At 57.9% G+C, this 22,720-nt stretch carries 24 protein-coding genes; 7 read left to right on the top strand and 17 right to left on the bottom strand.

Annotation, left to right across the window (positions count from 1 at the left end):
• Positions 1-4 precede the first annotated feature (4 nt).
• From nosZ to ABJI08_RS08440, 6 genes are read left to right on the top strand one after another with little or no spacing between them, the layout of a single operon-like run.
• Positions 5-1,918, top strand: a complete 1,914-nt coding sequence (nosZ, locus tag ABJI08_RS08465) for a TAT-dependent nitrous-oxide reductase (protein WP_348401388.1) — start codon at positions 5-7, stop codon at positions 1,916-1,918.
• A gap of 5 nt (positions 1,919-1,923) precedes the next feature.
• Entirely contained in the window at positions 1,924-3,180 is a 1,257-nt protein-coding gene (locus tag ABJI08_RS08460; RefSeq protein ID WP_348401387.1) for a nitrous oxide reductase family maturation protein NosD, read from the top strand.
• Positions 3,173-4,090, top strand: coding sequence for an ABC transporter ATP-binding protein (locus tag ABJI08_RS08455; protein ID WP_348401386.1), 918 nt, complete (start codon positions 3,173-3,175; stop codon positions 4,088-4,090). The genes ABJI08_RS08460 and ABJI08_RS08455 overlap by 8 nt, the downstream gene beginning before the upstream one ends.
• On the top strand, positions 4,087-4,908 hold the full coding sequence (locus ABJI08_RS08450) for an ABC transporter permease subunit (protein ID WP_348401385.1): 822 nt from the start codon (positions 4,087-4,089) through the stop codon (positions 4,906-4,908). The genes ABJI08_RS08455 and ABJI08_RS08450 overlap by 4 nt, the downstream gene beginning before the upstream one ends.
• Complete coding sequence (locus ABJI08_RS08445) at positions 4,905-5,426, top strand: nitrous oxide reductase accessory protein NosL (protein WP_348401384.1); 522 nt, start codon at positions 4,905-4,907, stop codon at positions 5,424-5,426. Before ABJI08_RS08450 ends, ABJI08_RS08445 begins: the two co-directional genes overlap by 4 nt.
• A complete protein-coding gene (locus tag ABJI08_RS08440) occupies positions 5,423-6,307 on the top strand; it encodes an FAD:protein FMN transferase (RefSeq protein WP_348401383.1) in 885 nt (294 codons plus the stop codon). The genes ABJI08_RS08445 and ABJI08_RS08440 overlap by 4 nt, the downstream gene beginning before the upstream one ends.
• Before the next feature lie 101 nt (positions 6,308-6,408).
• Here the strand turns inward: ABJI08_RS08440 and ABJI08_RS08435 are convergent, their stop codons facing one another.
• From ABJI08_RS08435 to hemA, 10 genes are all read right to left on the bottom strand, one after another.
• Positions 6,409-6,918, bottom strand: coding sequence for a DUF2478 domain-containing protein (locus tag ABJI08_RS08435; RefSeq protein ID WP_348401382.1), 510 nt, complete (start codon positions 6,916-6,918; stop codon positions 6,409-6,411).
• A 70-nt stretch (positions 6,919-6,988) separates the two neighbouring features.
• Positions 6,989-7,246 (bottom strand): hypothetical protein, encoded by a 258-nt coding sequence (locus ABJI08_RS08430; protein ID WP_348401381.1) that lies wholly within the window; start codon positions 7,244-7,246, stop codon positions 6,989-6,991.
• Positions 7,247-7,250: 4 nt separating this feature from the next.
• Positions 7,251-7,976, bottom strand: a complete 726-nt coding sequence (locus tag ABJI08_RS08425; RefSeq protein ID WP_348401380.1) for a NapC/NirT family cytochrome c — start codon at positions 7,974-7,976, stop codon at positions 7,251-7,253.
• A gap of 32 nt (positions 7,977-8,008) precedes the next feature.
• Positions 8,009-8,443 (bottom strand): nitrate reductase cytochrome c-type subunit, encoded by a 435-nt coding sequence (locus ABJI08_RS08420; RefSeq protein WP_348401379.1) that lies wholly within the window; start codon positions 8,441-8,443, stop codon positions 8,009-8,011.
• 21 nt (positions 8,444-8,464) lie between these two features.
• Positions 8,465-9,385 carry a quinol dehydrogenase ferredoxin subunit NapH gene (napH, locus tag ABJI08_RS08415; protein ID WP_348401378.1) on the bottom strand — a complete coding sequence of 307 codons (921 nt, stop codon included), beginning with the start codon at positions 9,383-9,385 and terminating at the stop codon, positions 8,465-8,467.
• Positions 9,382-10,200: a ferredoxin-type protein NapG gene (gene napG, locus ABJI08_RS08410; RefSeq protein WP_348401377.1), complete on the bottom strand. Its 819-nt coding sequence runs from the start codon at positions 10,198-10,200 to the stop codon at positions 9,382-9,384. Before napG ends, napH begins: the two co-directional genes overlap by 4 nt.
• 32 nt (positions 10,201-10,232) lie before the next feature.
• Positions 10,233-12,722: a nitrate reductase catalytic subunit NapA gene (gene napA / locus ABJI08_RS08405; RefSeq protein WP_348401376.1), complete on the bottom strand. Its 2,490-nt coding sequence runs from the start codon at positions 12,720-12,722 to the stop codon at positions 10,233-10,235.
• Between the two features lie 12 nt (positions 12,723-12,734).
• Positions 12,735-12,998 carry a chaperone NapD gene (locus tag ABJI08_RS08400; protein ID WP_348401375.1) on the bottom strand — a complete coding sequence of 88 codons (264 nt, stop codon included), beginning with the start codon at positions 12,996-12,998 and terminating at the stop codon, positions 12,735-12,737.
• Entirely contained in the window at positions 12,992-13,495 is a 504-nt protein-coding gene (gene napF, locus ABJI08_RS08395; RefSeq protein WP_348401374.1) for a ferredoxin-type protein NapF, read from the bottom strand. Before napF ends, ABJI08_RS08400 begins: the two co-directional genes overlap by 7 nt.
• Positions 13,496-13,679: 184 nt before the next feature.
• Positions 13,680-14,906: a 5-aminolevulinate synthase gene (gene hemA, locus ABJI08_RS08390; protein WP_348401373.1), complete on the bottom strand. Its 1,227-nt coding sequence runs from the start codon at positions 14,904-14,906 to the stop codon at positions 13,680-13,682.
• A gap of 174 nt (positions 14,907-15,080) precedes the next feature.
• Between hemA and ABJI08_RS08385 the strand changes: the two genes are divergently transcribed.
• Complete coding sequence (locus ABJI08_RS08385; protein ID WP_348401372.1) at positions 15,081-15,764, top strand: Crp/Fnr family transcriptional regulator; 684 nt, start codon at positions 15,081-15,083, stop codon at positions 15,762-15,764.
• Here ABJI08_RS08385 and ABJI08_RS08380 read toward each other — a convergent pair.
• From ABJI08_RS08380 to ABJI08_RS08350, 7 genes are all read right to left on the bottom strand, one after another.
• Positions 15,761-16,009 (bottom strand): cytochrome C oxidase subunit IV family protein, encoded by a 249-nt coding sequence (locus ABJI08_RS08380; protein WP_348401371.1) that lies wholly within the window; start codon positions 16,007-16,009, stop codon positions 15,761-15,763. The two genes, ABJI08_RS08385 and ABJI08_RS08380, sit on opposite strands and share 4 nt — an antisense overlap.
• A gap of 5 nt (positions 16,010-16,014) precedes the next feature.
• Positions 16,015-16,572, bottom strand: coding sequence for a cytochrome c oxidase subunit 3 (locus ABJI08_RS08375; RefSeq protein ID WP_348401370.1), 558 nt, complete (start codon positions 16,570-16,572; stop codon positions 16,015-16,017).
• Positions 16,569-18,506 carry a VWA domain-containing protein gene (locus ABJI08_RS08370; RefSeq protein WP_348401369.1) on the bottom strand — a complete coding sequence of 646 codons (1,938 nt, stop codon included), beginning with the start codon at positions 18,504-18,506 and terminating at the stop codon, positions 16,569-16,571. Before ABJI08_RS08370 ends, ABJI08_RS08375 begins: the two co-directional genes overlap by 4 nt.
• An 8-nt stretch (positions 18,507-18,514) precedes the next feature.
• Positions 18,515-19,333, bottom strand: a complete 819-nt coding sequence (locus tag ABJI08_RS08365; protein ID WP_348401368.1) for a CbbQ/NirQ/NorQ/GpvN family protein — start codon at positions 19,331-19,333, stop codon at positions 18,515-18,517.
• Positions 19,333-20,700 (bottom strand): cbb3-type cytochrome c oxidase subunit I, encoded by a 1,368-nt coding sequence (locus ABJI08_RS08360; protein ID WP_348401367.1) that lies wholly within the window; start codon positions 20,698-20,700, stop codon positions 19,333-19,335. Before ABJI08_RS08360 ends, ABJI08_RS08365 begins: the two co-directional genes overlap by 1 nt.
• 13 nt (positions 20,701-20,713) lie before the next feature.
• Entirely contained in the window at positions 20,714-21,166 is a 453-nt protein-coding gene (locus tag ABJI08_RS08355) for a cytochrome c (protein ID WP_348401366.1), read from the bottom strand.
• A 144-nt stretch (positions 21,167-21,310) separates the two neighbouring features.
• Positions 21,311-22,504 (bottom strand): NnrS family protein, encoded by a 1,194-nt coding sequence (locus ABJI08_RS08350; protein WP_348401365.1) that lies wholly within the window; start codon positions 22,502-22,504, stop codon positions 21,311-21,313.
• Positions 22,505-22,720 lie beyond the last annotated feature (216 nt).

The following is a 22,720-nucleotide window of genomic DNA, read 5'->3' as shown; positions in this document are numbered from 1 at the left end:
AACCATGTCTGAAGAAGTGAAAAAAGGGCTAAGTATGACCCGTAGAGGTATGCTGGGCGCGACTGCCACGGGGGCCGTGCTGGCCTCGGGCGTTGGTGCCGGGCTGCTGGGAAGTGCGACCCAAGCACGGGCTGCGGGCGGCAAATTTGCCCTCGAACCCGGTGAGCTGGACGAATATTACGGCTTTTGGTCTTCGGGCCAGACCGGCGAATTGCGCATCATGGGTGTGCCGTCCATGCGTGAATTCATGCGTGTGCCAGTGTTCAACCGTTGCTCGGCCACGGGCTGGGGTCAAACCAACGAGTCGCTGAAAATTCTCACCGAGAACCTGTTGCCCGAAACCAAAGAGTTTTTGGCAGCCAACGGCAAAGTCACCTATGATAATGGCGATTTGCACCACCCGCATATGTCGTTCACAGACGGCACCTATGACGGTCGCTATCTGTTCATGAACGACAAGGCCAACACGCGTGTTGCCCGTGTGCGTTGTGACGTTATGAAGTGCGACAAGATCATCGAAATCCCCAACGCGATGGATATTCACGGCCTGCGGCCGCAGAAATTCCCACGCACCGGGTATGTCTTTGCCAATGGCGAGCACGAAGCGCCGCTGGTCAATGACGGCAAAATCCTTGATGAACCAGATCAGTATGTGAACATCTTTACCGCGATTGACGGCGACGAGATGGAAGTTGCATGGCAGGTGATCGTGTCGGGCAACCTCGACAACACCGACTGTGACTATCATGGCAAATATGCCTTCTCGACGTCGTACAACTCGGAAATGGGTATGAACCTGGCCGAGATGACCGAATCCGAGATGGACCACGTGGTTGTGTTCAACCTGAAAGAAATCGAAGCCGGAGTGGCTGCTGGTGACTATCAGGAACTGAAGGGTGTGAAAGTGATTGATGGCCGTAAAGGTCAGAACAAGAACTACACCCGCTATATCCCAATCCCGAACTCGCCCCACGGCGTGAACGCGGCACCGGATAAAAAGCACATCATGATCAACGGTAAACTGTCGCCAACTGTTTCGGTGATTGACGTTGATAAAGTCGAAGCGCTGTTCACAGACAATGCAGACGAGCGTTCGGCCATCGTGGCAGAGCCTCAGCTGGGTCTTGGCCCTCTTCACACTGCCTTTGACAACAAGGGCAACGCCTATACCACGCTGTTCCTGGACAGCCAGATTGTGAAATGGGACATCGCCAAAGCCATCGAAGCCTATGCCGGGTCTGACGTTGATCCGATCCTGGACAAAGTGGACGTGCAGTATCAGCCGGGTCACAACTCGACCTCGATGGGTGAAACTGCTGATGCCGACGGCAAGTGGCTGATTTCGATGAACAAGTTCTCGAAAGACCGCTTCCTGAACGTAGGCCCTCTGAAGCCGGAAAACGAGCAGTTGATCGATATCTCGGGTGACAAGATGAAGGTGGTCCACGATGGCCCGACCTTTGCCGAGCCACACGATTCGATCATTGTGCACCGATCCAAAGTGAACCCGGTCGACGTTTGGGACCGCAACGACCCGATGTGGGCCGACGCGCGGGCACAAGCCGAGATTGATGGCATCGACATTGATGACTATCAGGACACTGTGATCCGTGATGGCAACAAAGTACGCGTCTGGATGTCGAGCCAGGCACCGAACTTTGCGCTGGAAAGCTTTACTGTGAAGCAAGGCGATGAGGTCACTGTTTACGTCACCAATCTGGATGACATCGACGATCTGACCCACGGCTTCTGCATGGCGAACTTTGGCGTCGCGATGGAGATCGGTCCGCAGGCAACTGCGTCTGTGACCTTTGTGGCCGAGCGCCCCGGTGTGCACTGGTACTATTGCCAGTGGTTCTGCCACGCGCTGCACATGGAAATGCGCGGTCGCATGTTTGTTGAGCCTCGCGGAGCGTAAACAAGATGAAACGGTTCCTGTCTGTCCTGCTGATCCTGCTGGCTGCCCCTCTTGGGGCTGCCGAATGGGATGTGCCGGTTCAGGCAGGCGCCATTTCGCAAACATTGGCCAAGGCGGCGGACGGAGACGTTCTTCGCCTTGGTCCCGGCACCTATCAGGAAAACGTGGTGCTGGATCGGGCCGTCACGCTGGACGGGCAGGGCCATGCCACCATTGACGGGCAGGGCAACGGCACCGTGATTTCCGTGACAGGCGACGACGTGGTTGTGACCGGTGTGACCGTGATTGGGTCCGGGTCAGATCATGGAACAATCGACAGCGGTATCAAGCTGACCAAAACCGCCACGGGTGTGGTGGTGCGCAATAATGTGGTGCTGGGCAATCTGTATGGCATCGACATTCACGGCGCCAAAAAGGTGCTGGTGCAGGGCAATGTGATCGAAGGCCGGCAGGACCGGCGCATGAATGACAGGGGCAACGGCATTTATGTCTGGAATGCCCCCGGTGCCGTGGTGGACGGCAATGACGTTCGTTGGGGCCGTGACGGGATTTTCGTAAATTCAAGCCGCCGCAACATTTTCAAAAACAACCGGTTCCGCGATTTGCGGTTCGCGGTGCATTACATGTACGCCAATGACAGCGAAGTCACCGGCAACGTGTCGATCGGCAATGATCTGGGCTATGCGGTGATGTTCACCAGCCGGGTCAAGGTGATCGGCAATGTGTCCATCGATGACCGCGAACATGGCGTGATGTTCAACTATGCCAATGACAGCGTGATCCGCGACAACTATGTGCGCGGCGCCAAAGCGAAATGCACGTTCCTGTACAATTCGAACAAGAACGATTTTTCCGGGAACTGGTTTGAAGGCTGCGCGATTGGCATTCACTTTACCGGGTCCTCAAAGAACCAGATCGTTGGCAATAATTTCGTGGCCAACCGCACACAGGTCAAGCTGGTGTCGACCGATTGGTTTGAGTGGTCCGTAGAAGGCCGGGGCAATTACTGGAGCGATAACGCCGGGTTTGATGTAGATGGCGACGGCGTGGCCGACGCACCGTTTCGACCCAATGACAGCATGGATCACGTGTTGTGGACCCAGCCTGCCGCCAAACTGTTGATGGGATCGCCCGCGGTGCAACTGGTGCGCTGGTCGCAAGCGGCCTTTCCGGCGCTGTTGCCGGGTGGGGTGATCGATTCAAACCCGCTGATGAAACCGCAGATGCCCGAAGCGGGCAGAAAGGTGGAAGACAATGGATAAGAGAAACGCGCAAACAGGCTCTGATCCGGTACTGGTACTTAATGGACTGAACAAATTTCGCGGCAACACGCAGGTGTTGCACGGTGTTGATCTAAAGCTGTTTCCCGGGGAACGCGTGGCGTTGCTGGGGCATAACGGCGCCGGGAAATCGACCCTGATCAAGGCGGTTTTGGGTCTGATACACGCCGAGGGCGGCGAAATATCGATCTGTGGCCACAAGCCGGGCAGTGGTAAGGCGCGTGCAGCCACCGCGTTTTTGCCCGAAGCCGTTTCATTTCACCCCGCGCTCACGGGACACGAACAGTTGGGCATGTTTGCCCGGCTGGCCGGGGTGAAGGCCGATCTGGAAGGATTGTTGACGCGCGTCGGACTGGGGGACGCGATGAAACGCCGGATCGGTACTTACTCCAAAGGCATGCGACAACGACTTGGGTTGGCTCAGGTTCTGTTGGGGCGCCCAAAACTGGCCTTGCTGGATGAGCCGACAAGCGGGCTGGACCCAATTTCGCGGCAGGATCTGTATGCCATCATCGATGAGCTGGCCGCACAAGGCACAGCCGTATTGATCGCGTCGCACGCATTGACCGAGGTCGAGGCGCGCACAGACCGGATTGCGATTATGCGCAAAGGTGTCCTGGTGGCAGATGATACCTTGCAAGGGCTCAGCGCGCAGGCCGGATTGCCGACGCGGGTGCGTATTCGTGCCAGCGAAGATGCCGCGGCGCTTGCCGCACAAACCGGCGGACGGCGCATCAATGGCGCGTCGGTCGAAATTGAAATTCAGGCGGCCGCCAAGATGTCTACGCTGCGCGAGATCGCCGCCATGGGGGATGCCGTGGCGGATCTGGAGATCACGCCACCCCGGTTGGAAGACCTGTATCGCCACTATGCAAAGGAGGCACGGCAATGACCCGTTTCCTGGCCATCGCGCAATGTGAAATGCGCATTCTGCGGCGCAATCGCTGGCTGTTTATGGCGACGCTGATCATGGTGCTGTTTGCGCTGGCGCTAACCTTTGCCGGCAGCGCGCCCACTGGTTCGCTTGGGGTGGATATGCTGACTGTATCGGTCGCGTCCATGACCACATTGTCGGTGTATCTGGCGCCGCTTCTGGCGTTGATGATTTCGTTTGATGCCGTCGCGGGCGAGGCCGAGCGTGGGTCGCTGGGATTGCTGTTGTGCTATCCGGCGGGGCGGGGCGAAGTGCTGTTGGGTAAGTTTGTCGCTCATTTGACTGCCCTGGCCATTGCGATGGTGATTGGCTTTGGCTGTGCCGGGGCTGTGGCCGCGTATATGGGGGGCGCTGGCGCGGACAGTTTGTTGGCGCTGGGCCGGTTGATCGCCACATCGATCCTGTTGGGCGCGGTGTTTCTGACGCTGGGCTATCTGGTGTCATCTCTGTCTCGTTCCTCGACCGCAGCGGCGGGCATGTCGGCTGGGCTGTGGCTGATCTTTGTGGTGCTTTATGACCTTGGTTTGTTGGGCGCAGTGGTGATGGATTCGGGCGGATGGTTTACGCAATCGCTGTTTCCATGGCTGATGGTTGCCAACCCGGCGGATGCGTTCCGGGTGTGGAATATCGCCGGGTCCGAAGGCGTTGCCCTGTCCAGCGGCATGGTTGGCGCGGCGCGGGCTTTGCCGGTTTGGGCGGCGCCATTATCGCTGATGATCTGGCCGTTTCTGGGATTTGTCGCTGCGCGCGGCGCTTTTCGGAGGGTTGAGCCATGAGGATCATACTTGCTCTGATGGCAGCGCTGGCGCTGGGCGCGTGCAAGGAAGACGTCGCCAAGGCACCACCTGCTCCGATGGAGCTGAGTGAGGACGCGCTTAGCTTTTTTTGTCAGATGAACATTGCCGACCATGGTGGCCCCAAGGGGCAGATCCATCTGGATGGGTTCCCGGTGCCGCTGTTCTTTGCGCAGGTGCGCGACATGGTGGCTTATCTGAAAAGCCCGGAGCGGGACGCAGAGATTATAGCGGTTTATGTCAGCGATATGGGTGTGGCGCCCAGCTGGGAAGAACCCGGACTTAACAACTGGATCGCGGGTGAGGACGCGAACTTTGTTGTGGGCGCGCCTGTGCGAGGAGGCATGGGCGCCCCGGAAATCGTACCCTTTGCCACAGCCAGCGACGCCGAAGCGTTTGCCTTGCGCTGGGGCGGAGAAGCCATGTCGCTGGACGACATTCCAAGTGATGCGGCCATCGGTGCCGTGGATACGAACCTGACGCTGGAGACCCCGTCATGACCCTGATGAACCGCCGCCGATTTCTGACGATTGCTGCGGCTTGTGCTGCGGTGCCTGCCGGGGCCATGTCGGTCGAAACGGCCACCTGGCGCGGACAGGCCATGGGGGCCGGTACAGTGATGAAGCTAGCCGGAATGAGCCAGTCCCAGGCCGTGCCGATCTTTGAGATGGTCGAGGCCGAGCTGCGACGCCTGGAAGCGATTTTCAGCCTGTATCGGGAAAGTGAACTGGTTCGGGTGAACCGCGATGGACGGCTGACCGCGCCGTCATCCGAGCTCCTTGAGGTGCTTAGCCTTGTGGATGGCTTGCATCGGGCAAGCGGTGGCGTGTTTGACCCAACTGTTCAGCCGATGTGGCTGGCCCATGCTGAACAGCGTGATGTGCGGGCCGTCCGGGCGGCGGTTGGCTGGGATCGCGTTGGGTTTGACGCGGCGCAAGTGGTTTTGGACGGTGACGGTATGGCGCTGACGCTGAACGGGGTTGCACAGGGCTATGTCACCGACAAAATCACCGCGCTATTGCGCGCGCAGGGATTGCGGGACGTGTTGATGGATATGGGCGAGGTTGCTGCCTTAGGTCAGCGCGCAGACGGTGCTGCGTGGGACGTTGGTATCGCGGACCCGGACGGAAGGGTTTTACAGCGGTTGCAGATGCGCGACCGTGCTTTGGCGACATCTGCCGTGCGTGGCACGGTGCTGGGGGGCAGAGCGCATATTCTGCACCCTGACGGAAAAGCTGCCGAACAGGCTTTGGTGTCTGTTTCCGCACCACGCGCCGTTGTGGCGGATGGCCTGTCCACAGCGTTGTGTCTGATGAGCAAGACCGACGGTGCTGCGATGGTGGCGCAATATTCAGGGGCTCGGGTCGAGGCGATGCTGTAATCCCGCCGCGCGCCAAAAGCAGGCGCTCATTTTGACCAAAAGAAACCCCGGTCCGCACGAGCTGGACCGGGGCTTTTTCTTGTTAGTCTTGAATTTACAGATCAGGCAGCGGCGACATCCGTGGACCGGAGCCAGGTTAGCACTACATCTGGCTCAGCCGTCAGGCAGGTGGCCTGACCGTCGCAGAATTCCTGAAACGCATCGATATTCAAAGCGTTGGTGCCCACAAGAACCGGAATGTCGCGCGACAACGCTTCGCCGATCAATTCGCGAAACCCGCGCCCTTCGGCTTCGTGTTTGCCGAATTTGTTGATGATCAGCAATTCGGCATCCTGCAAGCGGGGTATGGTTTGCGCCACAGCGCGTTCCAGCGCGTCCGTGTCCAGACGACAGCCGCGTGCGTTCTGGCCGAGGTTCTGGCTGATACGAAAAACGTCGCCATCGGGCAGAACGCGTACGTCCATGTCACATTTGGTGGCGTTGGGGTTGGGCGTATCGATCTGGGTTGTCCCGACAACACGCACACCGTTGTCGATCAGGGTCTGTGCTGCCTTGGCCAGCAGCAGATTAACCTGTCCGGTCTTGTCAGATTGAACATAGGCGAGCTTCATCGGAATCCCCTGATACGGATCAGGGCGCCAGACGCGCCCCGAGAGTTTTGCAATCTGTGTGGTCCTTGCGTCAGACCGTTGTGCCCTTGATGCGAATGGCGCACCCAAGCGCACCGGCAAGGATGCCAACAGCCACAGCGATGAACAAGTCCATAAATTCAACGCTGGCCATATCGAACCCGGCAAAACCCAGCGTTTCTACAAGACCGACGATGCCGCCCAGTGCAGCCGCCAGGATTAAGTTGCGGGTGGCAAGACCAAGGGTCAGGCCCAGAATGCCTGCGAGGCCAAGAATATTTCCGGCAATTGTGCCGAGTAGGTCAAGCATAGGATCAGCCTCCGGGTGTTTCTTTGACAGACGGGTTCAGATAGCCACGGATTGCATTGGCCTGGGCCACGGCGTCTTTGTGTTGCTGCGATCCGGTTTCCATCGACAATTCCTCGACGACGCGTTTGTACTCTTCCGCGTAGCCTTCGGGCAGATTGTGCGCGATGCCCTGATGGCAGTCGATACAGGTCATAGAGTTGTCGATCGCGCGCTGGTGTTCTTTGGCAGCGCGGGTTTCCTGAATGGTAAAGTCCATATAGTCGAAGTTATGACAGTTCCGGCATTCGCGGCTGTCGGACTGCTTCATCTTTTTCCACGTCTGGGATGCCATTTTCAGGCGGTGATCTTCGTATTTTTCAGGTGTGTCGATGGTGCCCATCAGCTCGTGATAGATGTCTTTAACTGCCATCACTTTGGCTTTGACCTTGTGGTTCCATTCCTTGGGCACGTGACAATCCGAACAGATCGCGCGCACGCCCGAGTGGTTGTTGTAGTGGATCGTTTCCCGATATTCGCCCAGATTGGTTTCCATCGTGTGGCACCCGGTGCAGAATTCTTCGGTATTGGTCATTTCCATCGACCAGTGAAAACCACCCCAGAACAGGATGCCGGCCAGAAAGCCAACAACCAGCGTAAAGCCGACGCTGAGCACGGCGGTGGGAGTCCAGAACCAGTTCCAGATACGGCGGATTAGGCCCGGGCGTGGTTCCTGTGAGTTTGATTGTGTCATTTTCGTTTTCCTCGCACAGGGATCACGCTGGATCAGTTTGATGCCTGAAAGTCATTTTCCACCAAAGCGGGTGTGTTGGCCTGTGGCACGTGGCACTGATTGCAGAACCAACGGGTGCCTGCGACGGTGTCCAGCTGATTGCCATCCCGGTCAAGATAGTGGGTCATCGACAGGGTCGGCGCACCACGGTCTCCGGCGTTGGACCAGTCGTGACAGGCCAGACATTGGTTGGCGTTCAGGTCAATCTGATAGCCGGTGATCTGGTGCGGCACCAGAGGGGGCTGTTGGCGGTAGTTGCGCACGAACCGTCGTTCTTCCTGACGGGCGTTGTTTTCCAGCGGAACATATTCATCAACCTGCGATCCCCGCAGGCTTTTGACATTGCCTGCCTGCTGGGCAACGGCAATGCCGCTGGTCGCTACAAGGGCCGCTACTGTCAGGGCACTGATGAGGCGTTGTTTTTTCATCTTGCTATCTCCATTGCTCGCTCAGGCGGCTTTGCCGACTTTTGGCGCAGGGTTGGATCGAGTCCGGACACGCCCCGGCGCGGGCGTCTCGTCGAAACGATGGGTGAAGTGGAAAACGTCAACCGCGCATACATCGATGCAACGGCCGCAGTTTGTGCAGTCCGGCGACAAGATCAGCGGGGTATCCGCGTCTTTGCCGCGCAGGGCGGGGGTGATGACGTGCATTTCGGGGCAGACGGCAAAGCAATCCATGCAATCGTCGCAAGCCTCGCGTTTGTCGGCCGTGACCCGCAGAACAGAAGTCTGACCCAACAGGCCATAAAAGGCACCGACCGGGCAAAGATGTCCACACCAGCCACGGCGGGCCAGCAGAAGGTCAAACAGAAAGACGCCAACGACAAAGGCCCAGGCAAAGCCCATGCCAAAGATCAAGCCGCGGTGCAGCATTGAGATCGGATTGACGACTTCCCATGCGATTGTGCCGGTCAGACCGGATACAACAAGCACCATGGCCAGCATGAAATAACGCGTGCCGCGCTTGGGTTGCCAGCCTTTGGGCAGGTCCAGTTTGCGGTGCAGCCAGCTGGCCGCGTCGGTCACAGGGTTGATTGGGCATACCCATGCGCAATAGACGCGTCCGCCAATCAGGGCATAAGCGACGCCGACAATCAACGCACCAATCAGGGCGGTCAGTTCGGGCCAGTGGCCAGCGGCCATAGATTGCAGGGCAATAAAGGGATCGGTCAGCGGCAGGATGTTGAACGTCATCGAGCCGGACAGGTTGCCTTTGACCCACCAGATGCCAAACCACGGACCCAGCAGGAACAGGGACAGGAAGGATAACTGGCTGACCCGACGCAGGATCAGAAAGCGGTTGGCCAGCCACCAGCCTTTGTCACGCACGGCTTCGGCGCCAACGGGGAGATGGGTTTTCACGCTCATTGGCTGACCCCTCCCTGTGGCAGTTTGAAAGTGGGTTCGAACCCGCCGGGCGCGACAAGGTTGTCGGTGCCGGGGCCAGGCAGGCGGTCGGGCAGGTCGATCAGTTCATCCACCAGCGGGTTGTTCTCTTCCCAGCCCAGTTTGTAATGCTCGGCGGCCTCGGCGCGGGCGGTGCGCATTGGCAGAACCTTGATCGCGCTTTCGCCCGGAAGCACACAGGATTTTTCACATTTGCCACAGCCAGTGCATTTGTCGGCATGCACCGTAGGCATAAAGATCGCGTGGTGGCCGGAGCGGGTGTTGGCGCTGCGTTCCAGCGTGATGGCTTCGTCGATGACGGGGCAGACGCGGTAACACACGTCGCACCGCAGACCGAGCGCATTCAGGCAGTTCTCCTGATCGATCAGCACGGCCACGCCCATGTCGGCGTCGTCGATATTGGTCAGGTTCTTGTCCAGCGCGCCTGTGGGGCAGGCCGCGACACAAGGGATGTCGTCACACATCTCGCAGGGAATATCGCGGGCAGTAAAAAACGGCGTTCCTGTGGCGGCGCCATCGGCACCAAGTTCGGCCAGCACCAGCGTGTCATAGGGGCAATCGCGGACACAAAGACCGCAGCGAATGCAGGCAGACAGGAAATCATCTTCGGGCAGCGCGCCCGGAGGACGGATGGCGCGTTCGGGCAGGGCGCGGGCGTCCTGCACAAGCCATGCCAATCCCATGCCCGCCACGGCACAGCCCGCCGCGCCGCGCGCTGCATCCTGAAGGAAGCGGCGGCGTTCGCGGTTTTTTGGCTGTGTCGACAGGGCGGACATGGCTTTATCTTTCGGCTGAAGGGTTGAGCGCGTTAAGCGCGCTCAATCTTGCATGCACATTTCTTGAAGTCGGTCTCTTTGGAGAGCGGGCAGGTCGCGTCCAAAGTCAGCTTGTTGGTCAGCTGGCTTTCGTCAAACCACGGCATGAACACGACCCCTTTGGGCATCTTGTTGCGACCGCGTGTTTCCACCCGGCTGACCACTTCGCCGCGACGGGTCGACAAGGTGATTTCCTGCCCCCGGCGCACGCCACGCTCTTTGGCGTCATCGGGGTGCATATAGACCACTGCCGACGGGAACGCGCGGTGCAGTTCGGGCACACGGCGGGTCATGGACCCGGAGTGCCAGTGCTCCAGCACACGACCTGTGACCAGCCAGAGATTGTAATCCTCATCCGGCTCTTCTGCGGCGGGCTCAAACGGAGCGAAGATGATGTTCGCCTTGCCGTCCGGTTTGCCGTAGAATTTCACGCCTTCGCCCTCTTTTACGTAGGGGTCATAGCCTTCGCGGAAGCGATAGAGCGTTTCCTTGCCATCCACCACGGGCCAGCGCAGGCCGCGCGCCTTGTGATAGACGTCAAAGTCAGCCAGATCGTGCGCATGACCGCGCCCAAACGAGGCGTATTCTTCGAACAGGCCTTTTTGAACGTAGAAGCCGTAATGTTCGGATTCCTGGTTGGCAAACCCTTCGGCGGTTTCGCTGAGCGGGTATTTATCAACCTGACCATTGGCAAACAGCACTTCGAACAGGGTTTTGCCTTTGAATTCCGGATTTGCGTCGAGAATATCAGCGGGCCAGACTTCGTCTGTGTTGAACCGCTTGGAGAACTCCATCAGCTGCCAGAGATCTGATTTGGCCTCGCCCGGCGCGTCGACTTGCTGACGCCAGAACTGAGTACGACGTTCCGCGTTGCCATAGGCGCCCTCTTTTTCGACCCACATTGCGGTGGGCAGGATCAGGTCGCCAGCCAAAGCTGTCACGGTTGGATAGGGATCGGACACGACGATAAAGTTGTCGGGGTTACGATAGCCCGGCCAGCCTTCTTCGTTGATGTTCGGCGCCGCCTGCATGTTGTTGTTACACTGCACCCAATAGGCGTTGATGATGCCGTCCTTGAGTTGGCGGTTCTGCAAGACAGCGTGCGCGCCAACTTTGCCGTTCAGAATGCCTTGTGGAATTTTCCACTTTTCTTCTGAAAAGGTGCGGTGCTCTTCCTTGGCGACGACCAGATCGGCAGGCAGGCGGTGGGCGAATGTGCCCACTTCGCGCGCTGTACCACAGGCCGAAGGCTGGCCAGTCAGCGAGAAAGGCGAGTTGCCGGGCTCGGAGATTTTGCCGGTCAGCAGGTGCACGTTGTACATCAGCGAGTTGACCCAGGAACCACGTGTGTGCTGGTTAAAGCCCATGGTCCAGAGCGACATAATCTTGCGGTTTGGATCGGCATATTGCTGAGCAAGGCGCAGCAGATTGGCTTCCGGGACGCCGGACATTTCGCTGACGCGTTCCAGCGTGTATTCGGACACGTATTCTTTGTAGGCCTCGAAATCGATCTTTTCGAGCTTGCCTGAGTTCGCGTTTTCAGCCGCCTGTTGCAGCGCGTGTTCGTCGCGCAGACCATAACCGATGTCAGTGGCGGTTTTGGTGAAGTTGACGTTCTTGTTCACGAAATCCCAGTTCACCGCGTCATTGTCGATGATGTATTTCGCGATGAAGTTCAGGATCGCCAGATCGGTTTGCGGTGTAAAGATCAGGCCGTTGTCAGCCAGTTCAAACGACCGGTGTTCAAAGGTCGACAGAACGTGCACTTCGCTGCCCGGTTTGGTCAGGCGGGTGTTGGTCAGGCGCGACCACAGGATCGGGTGCATCTCGGCCATGTTCGAGCCCCAGAGCACAAACGTATCTGCGTGCTCAAGATCGTCGTAGCAGCCCATGGGTTCATCGATGCCGAATGTGCGGATGAAGCCGACAACGGCCGATGCCATACAGTGGCGCGCGTTTGGATCGATGTTGTTGGACAGGAAGCCCGCCTTCATCAGTTTGGAAGCCGCGTAGCCCTCCCAGACGGTCCATTGGCCCGAACCGAACATGCCGATGCCTGTTGGGCCTTTTTCCTTGAGCGCGGCTTTGAATTTGACGGCCATGATGTCAAAGGCTTCTTCCCACGAAACGGGTTCGAATTCGCCTTCTTTGTCGTAAACGCCGTTGGTTTTACGCAGCAGCGGCTGGGTCAGGCGGTCCTTGCCGTACATGATCTTGGACAGGAAATAGCCCTTGATGCAATTCAGACCGCGGTTCACCGGCGCTTTGGGGTCACCCTGGGTGGCGACTACCCGCCCGTCTTTGGTGCCCACCAACACCGAACAGCCTGTACCGCAGAAGCGGCAGGCGGCTTTGTCCCAACGGATGTCGGGTGTGCCGACCTGAGCGGCAGCAGTTTGGGGCAGGGTAATTCCGGCGGCCGATGCGGTCGCCGCGGCTGCGGTGGCCTTTAGAAAGGAACGTCGGGAAGTTGGCAATGTCATGGCTGGGCCTCCTCAGAGCGTATGCGCGGCGGCGGCTTCCTGGCCGGGCGCTTCGAAATGGTGATAAGTGAGCGTGACGGTGATCACGCCGGGGATCTGATGCATGTCCATGATCTGATCCGAGGCGCGTTTGTCATCGGTGTCTTCAACGGTCACGACGATGCGGCCCTCTTCGTGGGCATGCACTTCGGCGCCGTCCATCGCATTGATCGCGGCAACGACCTTTTCGATCGTCTCCGGCATGGCGTGGACCAGGCATCCGCAGATATTCAGCATGGCTTATCCTCGCTTTGCTGTTGGGTTTCATGAAAGCTGATCGCACCGGCAGGACAGGCGGCAGCACAAGCGCCGCAGCCGATGCAGAGATCGCTGTCGAAGTTGGGTTCCGAGCGTCCGCCGGTCATCAGGCGAAAGCGGATGGCTTGGGAGTCACACTGGTCTTCGCATGTCCGGCATGTGACGCCTTGAAGAGAGATGCAGGACTGTGTCGGTTTTGCGCGCCAGTTCCAGTCGGAGGCTGGCAGGATGGCTTCGGGTTCGCACACTTGCGAACACACGCCGCAAAAGGTGCACGCACCTTTGGTCAGGTCGACGCGGGGAAAGCCTTCGTCATCGCGAATGATGATTGCCTCAGGGCAGGCGGTAACGCAGGCATCGCATTTCGTGCAGGCGTCAGCAAATTCTTCCGCTACCAGTGCACCGGGTGGGCGCATGGCATTAGGGCGTGTGAACTTGCCCCTTAAGAATGAACGTCTTGCCGGCTCGTGTGACATGGGTGTCCCCGAAAAATTCTGGCCAACAGATAGTGAGTATTCATTTGAAAAAATTTGATCTGTATCATGTGCCACATATTTTTTTCGCACAAGTCATTGCAAACATTCCAAAAAACGAATTTAGGAATTCTGCACTGCGGCAAAAGCGGCCTCAGGTGGAATAGGTGCGTCTTATGTGTATGTTTTACTGAGCTGCGAGAGATGTCCTTGCCATTTTGCACCGGTTCCACAGTTCGGAAAGCGCGTTCAGAAGCGCCTCAACGTCCGATTCGGAGTGCACTGGTGACGGAGTGATTCTCAGCCGCTCGGTGCCTTTGGGCACTGTCGGATAGTTGATCGGCTGGATATAAATCCCGAACTCTTCCATTAAAGTATCCGAGATGAATTTGCATTTGACCGGGTCGCCAACCATCACCGGGATGATGTGGCTGGGGTTGGGTTGGTGCGCGATTCCCATTTTGTCGAGCCCGGCGCGGACCTGAGCGACACGGTCGCGTTGACCCTGCCGTTCGACAGAGGATGCCTTGAGATGGCGCACCGATGCGGCGGCCCCGGCGGCAACGGCTGGTGGCAGCGCTGTGGTAAAGATGAACCCGCTGGCAAAGCTGCGTACAAAGTCACAAAGCTCGCCTGAGGCAGCAATATAGCCCCCGACAACGCCAAACGCTTTGCCCAAGGTGCCCTCAATCACGGTCAGGCGATCCATTAGCCCCTCTTGCTCGGCAATACCGCCGCCGCGAGGGCCATAGAGGCCAACAGCGTGCACTTCGTCGAGATAGGTCATGGCGCCGTATTTGTCGGCCAGATCACAAATCTCGGAAATTGGCGCGATGTCACCATCCATGGAATAGACGGATTCAAAAGCGATCATTTTGGGCGCGTTTGCTGGCGCTGCCGCCAGCCTGGCCTCAAGATCGACAAGGTCGTTATGTTTCCAGATGACCTTTTGCGCGCGCGAATGGCGGATGCCTTCGATCATCGAAGCGTGGTTGAGCGAATCTGAGAATACGATCATGCCGGGAATTTCGCTGGCAAGCGTGCCCAAGGCGGCCCAGTTGGACACATAACCCGAGGTGAACAGCAACGCGGCCTCTTTGCCGTGCAGATCGGCCAGTTCCCGTTCCAACAGAACGTGATCATGTGTGGTGCCGGAAATGTTGCGAGTGCCGCCTGCGCCTGCGCCGCATCGATCCAGCGCATCATGCATCGCATTCACAACGGTTGGATGTTGACCCATGCCCAGATAATCGTTCGAACACCAGATCGTCACATCCTGGCAATTGCCTTTTTCAGCCGTGTGTTCAGCGCGCGGAAACGCACCGCGATAACGGGCAAGATCGGCAAAGACACGATAGTTGCCTTCGTCGTGAAGGGTGGTCAGGCGAGACTGAAAATAGCTTTGGAAGTCCATGGCGTCCTCATTCACGAGTATTTACGTGCCAGAAACCATAATCGCGCGCCGAGTATCTTGACATTCGTCAAGGGATAGGGCCGTGGGTGTGCATAGACCCGCCGTTGTTGTTTTGATAGCTATGGGTTTGGGAAACAGCCGCTTAGCGGCCATTTGGACTAAAGGAAGACGCTTGTGCCGCACGAAATTCACAAGTCGATTGCGCGCAACGCCGTACTCATGAAGGCGCTGCCGGAACAGCATATCGAGACATTGCTGTCGCGGGCGCTCTGGCGTCATTATGACCGTGGCGAGACGTTGTTTCTTCAGGACGAAGAAGCAACGGCGATTCATATTGTTCTGGATGGGTGGGTCAAGCTGTACCGCGTGACACCAAACGGCAACGAGGCGGTAGTGAGTGTCTTTAAACGTGGCGAGAGCTTTGGCGAAGCCGTTGCGTTGAGAAATCTACCCTATCCCGTGTCGGCTGAGGCTGCGACCGGGTGTGAGGTGATGCACATTCCAACCAGCGCGCTGGTCGATCTGATCCGCCATGACAGTGAAGTTGGCCTGACCATTCTGTCGTCGACTTTTAGCCACCTGCAAGGATTGGTGGCACAGCTGGAGCAGTTAAAGGCGCAGACAGGGGCACAGCGGGTTGCAGAATTCCTGTTGGGCTTGTGTGACCGTGAAACCGGCCCCTGCGCGGTCAAGATGCCCTATGACAAAGTGCTGATTGCGGGCAGGTTGGGGATGAAACCCGAAAGCCTGTCACGGTCATTTGCGCGACTCAAGGCGGCCGGTGTCAAAATAGAAAAAGACGTGGCGCGGATTGCCGATGTCGAGACGCTGCGCGACTACGTCGAAGAAGAACACTAAGCCGCCAGATAGAGTCCCAGCAACGTCAGACAAAACAGGGTCAGCGTAAGGGTGAAGCCGCGTTGCCATGGTGGCGCGGATTTCAGGTCAAGATAATCTGACAGGATTATGCGCGCTTTGAGCAGAGCCAGCAGCAGTATTGCGGGCGCGGCCAGCCGGGTGGGCAGGCCCAGAGATACTGCGGCTGCGATCAGTGACAGAGCAACCAGTATGATCCACGCGCGGGTAAGGATATGGGTCGTCATAGTCATTACCCCAACAAGTAGATGACTGGAAACAGCAGAACCCAGACCAGATCAACCATGTGCCAGAACTGGGCACTTGCTTCGATATTATTTGGGTCGTCGCGCCATGCCACCAGCAACAGCAAAGCGATCCCGGCGACTACATGCGCGGCGTGAAATCCTGTCAGAAGGTAATAGAACGTAAAGAACGGGTGCGTATCCCAGGCGATGCCTTGTGCCGCTTTGTCCGCATATTCAGCGCCCTCGATGATCAGAAACACAATGCCCAGCGCGGCGGCGGCGATCAGGGCGAGCCGGGCTTTGGTGCGGGCAAGCGCTTTGCGCCAGATCAGCGCGCGGGCAGCAAGATATCCGCTGGTGACCAGAACGCCGGTGTTCAGTGCGGCACCGGTGCGATGCAGGTGGGATTGGGCCTCGGCAAAGCCTGACGGGTCGGTCAGGCGCACGCCCATAAAGGCCAGTAACCCGGCGCCAAACACCAGAAGCTCTGAGATGATGAGGACCCACATCATCAGCTCACCCGGCGGGGTGCCGGGTGGATTTAAGCTGTGTGTCTGGCTCATCCCGTGACCAGTTGTCGATAGATCTGTGGCAGCGCGTAGATGAGCTTGTCCGGGTCCGGAATGATCGAAAACGCGCCCTGACCAAACATGCGGGCAAACCAGCTTTTGCCGTCCCGGTCCACGGTGACACCATAGACCGAGTGCCCGGCCCGGCGGGCTTCGCGCACGGCCATGGCAGTGTCTTCGATACCGTGGCGGCCTTCGTAATGGTCCAGATCGTTGGGCTTGCCGTCCGTGATGACAAGCAACAGACGACGCTGGCGGGTTTGTTCGGACAAGTCTGCAGACACATGCCGGATGGCCGCGCCTAGACGGGTGTAGAACCCGGGACGCAGCGAGCCGATGCGCTGTTCGACAAGCTGGCTCATCGGTTCGTCAAAGCCTTTGCATTTCTGGATATAGACACGGTCGCGTTTCAGCGACGAAAACGCGTGGATCGCAAAGTCGTCACCACAGGCATTCAATCCCCAGGCGAGCGCATCCAGCGCTTCGCGTTCAATGTCGATCACCGCGCGCCCGCAAACGGCGCTTTCTGTGGATCGGCTGACATCCAACAGGATCGACACCGCCAGATCACGCGCTTCGGGCCGCGATTGCAGCCAGATCCGTTCCGAGCCTTCGCCATCAGCGATCCGGTCGACCTGAGATCGCACAGCCGCATCCATGTCGAGCGCGTCTCCGTCCAGATGCCCGCGTGTAGTAATGCGCCCGGGGCGCAATGCCTCGAACTGACGTTTGACGGCGCGAATACGGCGCGCGGCGACAGGGTCGCGGGCATAGGCGTCGTTTTCTTCCTTGGCCTCAGCGTCGCTGGTCAGGACGCAAACGTGATCCGCCAGATACTGGCCGGTTCGAACATCCCACTCAGGATACATGATCTTGCCTGACAACCGTTCCCGGTCGACATCTTCGGGTGCCAGATCAAGGTGCAGTTTCAGCTTGGTTGGCGGTGCCTTGGAAATCTGGCCAAGTCCGATTTCGTCCTGATCGTCGGCGGCCTTTTTGGCATTGTCAGGGTCATCGTCATCGACACGGCGATTGAGGTTCAGGAATTCCGCCCAGCTGAGGATCGCTTCGAACTTGTGCAGAATAAAGCTGTCATTGCGTTCCGCCTGATCTGATTTACGGCGGCGGGCGCGGTGGGTTTTTTCGTTCGAATCCGCCTCTTCCGGGGTGCCGTCTGTTTCACGGTTTTCAACCTCGTGGCCTTCGGAATACTGCACCGGGCGCAGTTCGGGCCATAGCGGGATTGGGCGGAATGTCTGATAGCCACGCGGGGCGGTGATGTTGTCCAGCGCCTCAGATTCGGTTGCTTGCCACAAGGGCTGCGCGCTTGCCGGGAGTGGGTCGCCCAACAGATGGCGGATAATGTCATCCACCGCGGCCTCGTCTGAGGGCAGGTCTGATTTCAGGCGGTAATGCAGGATGCCCTGACACAACGCTTCGTAAAGCGGGCGCATGCCGGGGGCGTTTTCCAGTGTATCAGAGACCATTTTGCGAGACGCGGCCAACGCGCGTAGGTCTGCGCGCAGCGGATCGGTCTCTTCGACACGGTCGGGGGCGTGTGCTGCCACAGCAGCCAGCCAGACATAAAGCGCGCCGTTGGCTTCGCGTGTTGGCAACACAGCAAGGCGGGACGGCAGGCGCAGGATCTCCCCGTCAAAGCTGGTGCGCGGCATTACCTCGACTTCGGTGCCAAGGCGGCGGCGCCAGCTTAGTCGGTGATGGGAGACTTCGTTAGAGACGGGGCGCAGCTCAACGCTTGGGCTGCCCCCCAATCCCCGGAATAGAACTGCCAGTCGCCCGCCAACCTCAGAAAGGTTAACGGCGGCCTCATCATGCGCCTGGGGCGCATCTAGGCGACTGGCAAAATTGTGCCAAAGTTTCCCGACAGTTTCTTCGGGTTCCCAAGGCTCAAACTCGATCTTAGCCATTACCGGCCTCACCCAAAGACAGCAGTGACAAGATCGAAGAGGCCGCGTTTGATGTCCTCGTCATCAGTCAGCGGTTCGACCATCGCCGCGCGCACGGCGCGATCCACGGTCATTCCCTGCGCGATCAGGGTGGCGGCATAGACCACGAGACGGGTAGAAACCCCCTCTTCGAGATCCTGCCCCTTGAGGGCGCGCAATTTGTTGGCCAGACGCACAAGCGGTTTCACCCGCTCAAGCTCCAGCCCGCTTTCCTCGGCCACGACCTTTTCCTCAAGATGAGGTGCAGGAAAGTCGAATTCGACCGAGATGAAACGCTGTCGCGTCGAAGGCTTCAGCGTCTTGAGGATATTCTGATAGCCCGGGTTGTAAGAGGCCACGAGCATAAAGCCGGGAGCGGCTTCGAGTTCTTCGCCGGTGCGGTCAATCGGCAGGATGCGCCGGTCATCGGTGAGCGGGTGCAGCACCACGGTCACGTCCTTGCGCGCTTCGACCACTTCGTCGAGATAACAGATCGCGCCTTCACGTACGGCACGGGTCAGCGGTCCGTCCACCCAGACGGTTTCGCCGCCTTTCAACAGGTAACGACCGATCAGGTCAGCCGCGGCCAGATCATCGTGGCAGGCGACTGTATAAAGAGGGCGGCCAAGTTTTGCGGCCATGTGGCTCACAAAGCGGGTTTTACCGCAGCCGGTCGGGCCTTTGAGAAGGACCGGCAGATTGTTGGAACTTGCAGCTTCGAACACGTCGCATTCGTCGCTTTGGGCGAGGTAGAAGGGGGCGTCAGCCGCCCCCTTCAGTTCGGGGTTCATTGAACCATCCATTTTCATCACTCCGCAGGTGTTTCAGCTGCACCGGTGTCGATGATTTCTTTGCGTGGAACTGCCATCGCGTAGATGAACAGAATAACGCCAAGAACCACAATCGCACCCGAGCCGAACCGCATCCAGTAGAAGATTTCTACCTGATCCTGAACGTCCATGAAGTATTCGCCCATGACGCGTTGCAGGTGGGTTTGGATCGTACCGGCAAATGTCAGAACGAAAGTCATAAAGACCATACCGCTCGACATGAGCCAGAAGGCTGCCATGTTGAGAACCTGGTTATAGGGGTCACGATTGCGCAGGATTGGCAGCGCGTAGCTGATAACTGCCAGGTTGATGCAAACGTAAGCGCCGTAAAAGGCCAGGTGACCGTGGGCTGCAGTGATCTGTGTACCGTGCGAGTAGTAGTTCACACCGTGCAGAGTATGCAGGAAGCCCCACACGCCTGCTCCGAAGAATGCCAACGTTGCACAGCCGAGCGACCACAGCAGAGCTGCTTTGTTCGGATGATCACGACGACCTTTCCAGACCATGACAAAGGCAAAGGCCATCATTGCAAAGAACGGTACGATTTCCAGTGTAGAGAAGATCGAACCGATCCACTGCCAGTAATCGGGCGTACCGATCCAGTAGTAGTGGTGGCCTGTCCCAAGGATACCCGAGAACAGTGCTGCTGCGACGATGACATAAAGCCATTTCTCGACAACTTCGCGGTCCACACCGGTCAGTTTCAGCATCAGATAGGCCAGAATAGAGGCCATAATCAGTTCCCAGACACCTTCAACCCACAGGTGGACAACGTACCACCAGTACATTTTGTCGAGTGCCAGGTTTTCCGGATTGTAAAAGGCAAACAGGAACAACAGTGCCAGACCCCAAAGACCCAGAAGCAGGATGTTGGTGATCGCGGTTTTCTTACCCTGCAGAACCGTCATGGTGACGTTATAGAGGAAGATCAGCGCGGCAACGACGATGCCTGCCTTGACCCATTTGGGTTGTTCGATGAACTCGCGGCCTTCTTTGCCAAGCAGCCAGTGACCTTCGAACAGGTTGAACGTATAAGTCACAACCACGCCCAGCGTACCAAGCACGAGGATGGCAAGCTGAATGTAAGCGAGTTTTTCGCTGTGAATTTCACGTTCGGATTCTTCCGGAATCAGGAAGTAAGCCGCCCCGAAGAAGCCCAGCAGAAGCCAGACGATCAGCGAGTTGGTGTGCAGCATGCGCACGATGTTGAACGGCAAAAGTTCAGACAGCGTGTTAGGCGATACATAGATCCAGCCAGCCAGAAGACCACCCAGAACCTGCACCGCAAACAGGGCCATTGCGACTGCAAAATAGACCAGCGCGATTTTTTGAGATTTGTATTTCATGGTTCAGATCTCCTTAACCCGCGTCATTCGGCGGCCAGTTCTGCGTGTCGATCGTGTTGATCCACAAGAAGAACTCGGACAGATGACGAATCTCGTCATCACTTAGATTGAACTGGGGCATTTGGCGGCGGCCTTCGATGCCGGTGGGCTGGGATTCCATCCAGCCTTTTAGAACGTCGAATGCGCCTTCTGGGTCGTCATCGACGCCCCAGCGAGTCATTACGTTCACGAGTTCCGGTGCAAAGTATGCGCCTTCGCCCATGAGCGTGTGACAGTTGATGCACGCTTTATCTTCCCAAACCTTTTTACCCAGAGCGACCTCTTCAGAGAGGGTCTCCACGTTGGTTGATGTGGTGACGACATAGCGATGTGAATGGAACGATAGTCCCAGGAAGATGATGATGAAAAACAGTGACCCGCCGTAGAAAATATTTCGGGCCATGCTTTTGGTCATGACTTCGCGCATTGGGCTCTCCTTTGCGCCAGATTGATAGTCTGACGGTTATCGGCAGAAGTCCGCTGAGCTGCCTTAACCAAAGTCAAGTTTTTGGATTCATTGCTGAAGGGGTGTGAAAATTGGGAAAGGGTAGGCCGGTTTATTGGTTGTTTTTCAGGTGCTTGAATGATCTTCGCGAGGTTGTGTCAGGGCGGGCCATAAACACAAAACAAACAGCAAGAATCCAAGTGCCCAAAGCAAGCTGAGACCGGTCATCAGGGGGAAATAGGCTGAGGGACTCAGTATGGCCACCAACCAGCGTGCCAGCGCCGTGATCGCGAGAATCGCATAGGCAACGGTCACGGCACGGGGCGCCACGAGCGGGCGACCAGAGTGCCCCAGCGCGGCGCGGCTCATCACTGCGAGGGTCATACCGCCGATGCCGCCGATACCGATGACATGCAGCGCGGCGATTTCCTGACCCAACCCAAACGCAGCAGCGCCCCAGAGGATAAGCCCCAGCCCAAGCAGGCCAAGCCCAAGGTGCAGCGCAAAGAGAATGGGTTGACGCCACGCCCACCCGGCGCGCCATCTGGTCAGACGGATCAGTTGCACAACACCCAGCAAAATTGCCACAATACCCGGTGCGAATTGCGGTGCATGTGCCACCGTCAGGGCAGGTAACAACAGGCCCAGAACCAATGACGCGCGGTCGGATATTTTGCAGGTCTTTGGCCAGCTTTGTTCTGGCATACCCTCGCGCTTCATCGCGTTGCGGGTAAAGGCGGGGGTGATGCGCCCGCCCAGAACCACGACCATGGCACACAGCGCAAACAGCCCGGCACGCAGACCATTATGAGCGGTATCGGTTGTGATGCCGACCCATTCCAGATGTACCAACAGATTGCCCAGCCAGATCAACGTCAGGATCAGCAGGAACATCATGTTTTGCGGCTTAGGCCGTTTGATCAGCTGAGTCGCGATTTTGAGCGATAGGATCGGCACAAATGCCAGATCCAAAGCCGCCACCCATTCCGGCGACAAAGCGCCCGAAAACCACATCGCCAGCCGACCGGCCAGCCACAACCCTGCGGCCACAGTCAAATAAGAAAGACGCGCAGCGGGTGTGTTGGTCCAGTTTGGAACCGCGGTCAGGAAAAAGCCGCCCATAGCGGCCCCGGCATAGCCAAAGATCATCTCGTGCGCGTGCCACATCTGAGGGTCAGCTGTTTTCAACAGAATGACATCAGCGCCGGATTGGGTCATCAGCCAGATCGCCCAGACGCACCCGACAAAGACGCCATAAAGGCCTGCACACAGAAAGAAGACGCGAAAGCCTTCTCCTAAAATACGTTTGATGGTTATCACCTGTTCGTCTCCATAAACGCAGCTCGATCCCGTTGGGGCCGACTGAGATTTCGCGGCAAATTGGCTGTGGCGAGACGGATTACAGATCGCCGTTTGCTTCTTGAGACAAGAATATGTCTGTCTGCGCCGTGCCACTTAACATTTGTCAATCAGAGGAAAGTTTTCCTTGGGCGTCCTCACGTTTTCGAGAGCGCAGTTAACGAAAGTCAAGGAAGG

Origin of the sequence: Shimia sp. (genome assembly GCF_039969785.1) — a bacterium.
GTDB lineage: Bacteria > Pseudomonadota > Alphaproteobacteria > Rhodobacterales > Rhodobacteraceae > Shimia.
The sequence above is the reverse complement of the archived record's forward strand: the minus strand, read 5'-3'. Positions and strand labels throughout refer to the sequence as shown.

Excerpts from the sequence above, each read along its gene's own strand:
- nosZ (WP_348401388.1), top strand. The coding sequence starts at position 5 with ATGTCTGAAGAAGTGAAAAAAGGGCTAAGTATGACCCGTAGAGGTATG.
- ABJI08_RS08460 (WP_348401387.1), top strand. The coding sequence starts at position 1,924 with ATGAAACGGTTCCTGTCTGTCCTGCTGATCCTGCTGGCTGCCCCTCTT.
- ABJI08_RS08455 (WP_348401386.1), top strand. The coding sequence starts at position 3,173 with ATGGATAAGAGAAACGCGCAAACAGGCTCTGATCCGGTACTGGTACTT.
- ABJI08_RS08450 (WP_348401385.1), top strand. The coding sequence starts at position 4,087 with ATGACCCGTTTCCTGGCCATCGCGCAATGTGAAATGCGCATTCTGCGG.
- ABJI08_RS08445 (WP_348401384.1), top strand. The coding sequence starts at position 4,905 with ATGAGGATCATACTTGCTCTGATGGCAGCGCTGGCGCTGGGCGCGTGC.
- ABJI08_RS08440 (WP_348401383.1), top strand. The coding sequence starts at position 5,423 with ATGACCCTGATGAACCGCCGCCGATTTCTGACGATTGCTGCGGCTTGT.
- ABJI08_RS08435 (WP_348401382.1), bottom strand. The coding sequence starts at position 6,918 with ATGAAGCTCGCCTATGTTCAATCTGACAAGACCGGACAGGTTAATCTG.
- ABJI08_RS08430 (WP_348401381.1), bottom strand. The coding sequence starts at position 7,246 with ATGCTTGACCTACTCGGCACAATTGCCGGAAATATTCTTGGCCTCGCA.
- ABJI08_RS08425 (WP_348401380.1), bottom strand. The coding sequence starts at position 7,976 with ATGACACAATCAAACTCACAGGAACCACGCCCGGGCCTAATCCGCCGT.
- ABJI08_RS08420 (WP_348401379.1), bottom strand. The coding sequence starts at position 8,443 with ATGAAAAAACAACGCCTCATCAGTGCCCTGACAGTAGCGGCCCTTGTA.
- napH (WP_348401378.1), bottom strand. The coding sequence starts at position 9,385 with ATGAGCGTGAAAACCCATCTCCCCGTTGGCGCCGAAGCCGTGCGTGAC.
- napG (WP_348401377.1), bottom strand. The coding sequence starts at position 10,200 with ATGTCCGCCCTGTCGACACAGCCAAAAAACCGCGAACGCCGCCGCTTC.
- napA (WP_348401376.1), bottom strand. The coding sequence starts at position 12,722 with ATGACATTGCCAACTTCCCGACGTTCCTTTCTAAAGGCCACCGCAGCC.
- ABJI08_RS08400 (WP_348401375.1), bottom strand. The coding sequence starts at position 12,998 with ATGCTGAATATCTGCGGATGCCTGGTCCACGCCATGCCGGAGACGATC.
- napF (WP_348401374.1), bottom strand. The coding sequence starts at position 13,495 with ATGTCACACGAGCCGGCAAGACGTTCATTCTTAAGGGGCAAGTTCACA.
- hemA (WP_348401373.1), bottom strand. The coding sequence starts at position 14,906 with ATGGACTTCCAAAGCTATTTTCAGTCTCGCCTGACCACCCTTCACGAC.
- ABJI08_RS08380 (WP_348401371.1), bottom strand. The coding sequence starts at position 16,009 with ATGACGACCCATATCCTTACCCGCGCGTGGATCATACTGGTTGCTCTG.
- ABJI08_RS08375 (WP_348401370.1), bottom strand. The coding sequence starts at position 16,572 with ATGAGCCAGACACACAGCTTAAATCCACCCGGCACCCCGCCGGGTGAG.
- ABJI08_RS08370 (WP_348401369.1), bottom strand. The coding sequence starts at position 18,506 with ATGGCTAAGATCGAGTTTGAGCCTTGGGAACCCGAAGAAACTGTCGGG.
- ABJI08_RS08365 (WP_348401368.1), bottom strand. The coding sequence starts at position 19,333 with ATGAAAATGGATGGTTCAATGAACCCCGAACTGAAGGGGGCGGCTGAC.
- ABJI08_RS08360 (WP_348401367.1), bottom strand. The coding sequence starts at position 20,700 with ATGAAATACAAATCTCAAAAAATCGCGCTGGTCTATTTTGCAGTCGCA.
- ABJI08_RS08355 (WP_348401366.1), bottom strand. The coding sequence starts at position 21,166 with ATGCGCGAAGTCATGACCAAAAGCATGGCCCGAAATATTTTCTACGGC.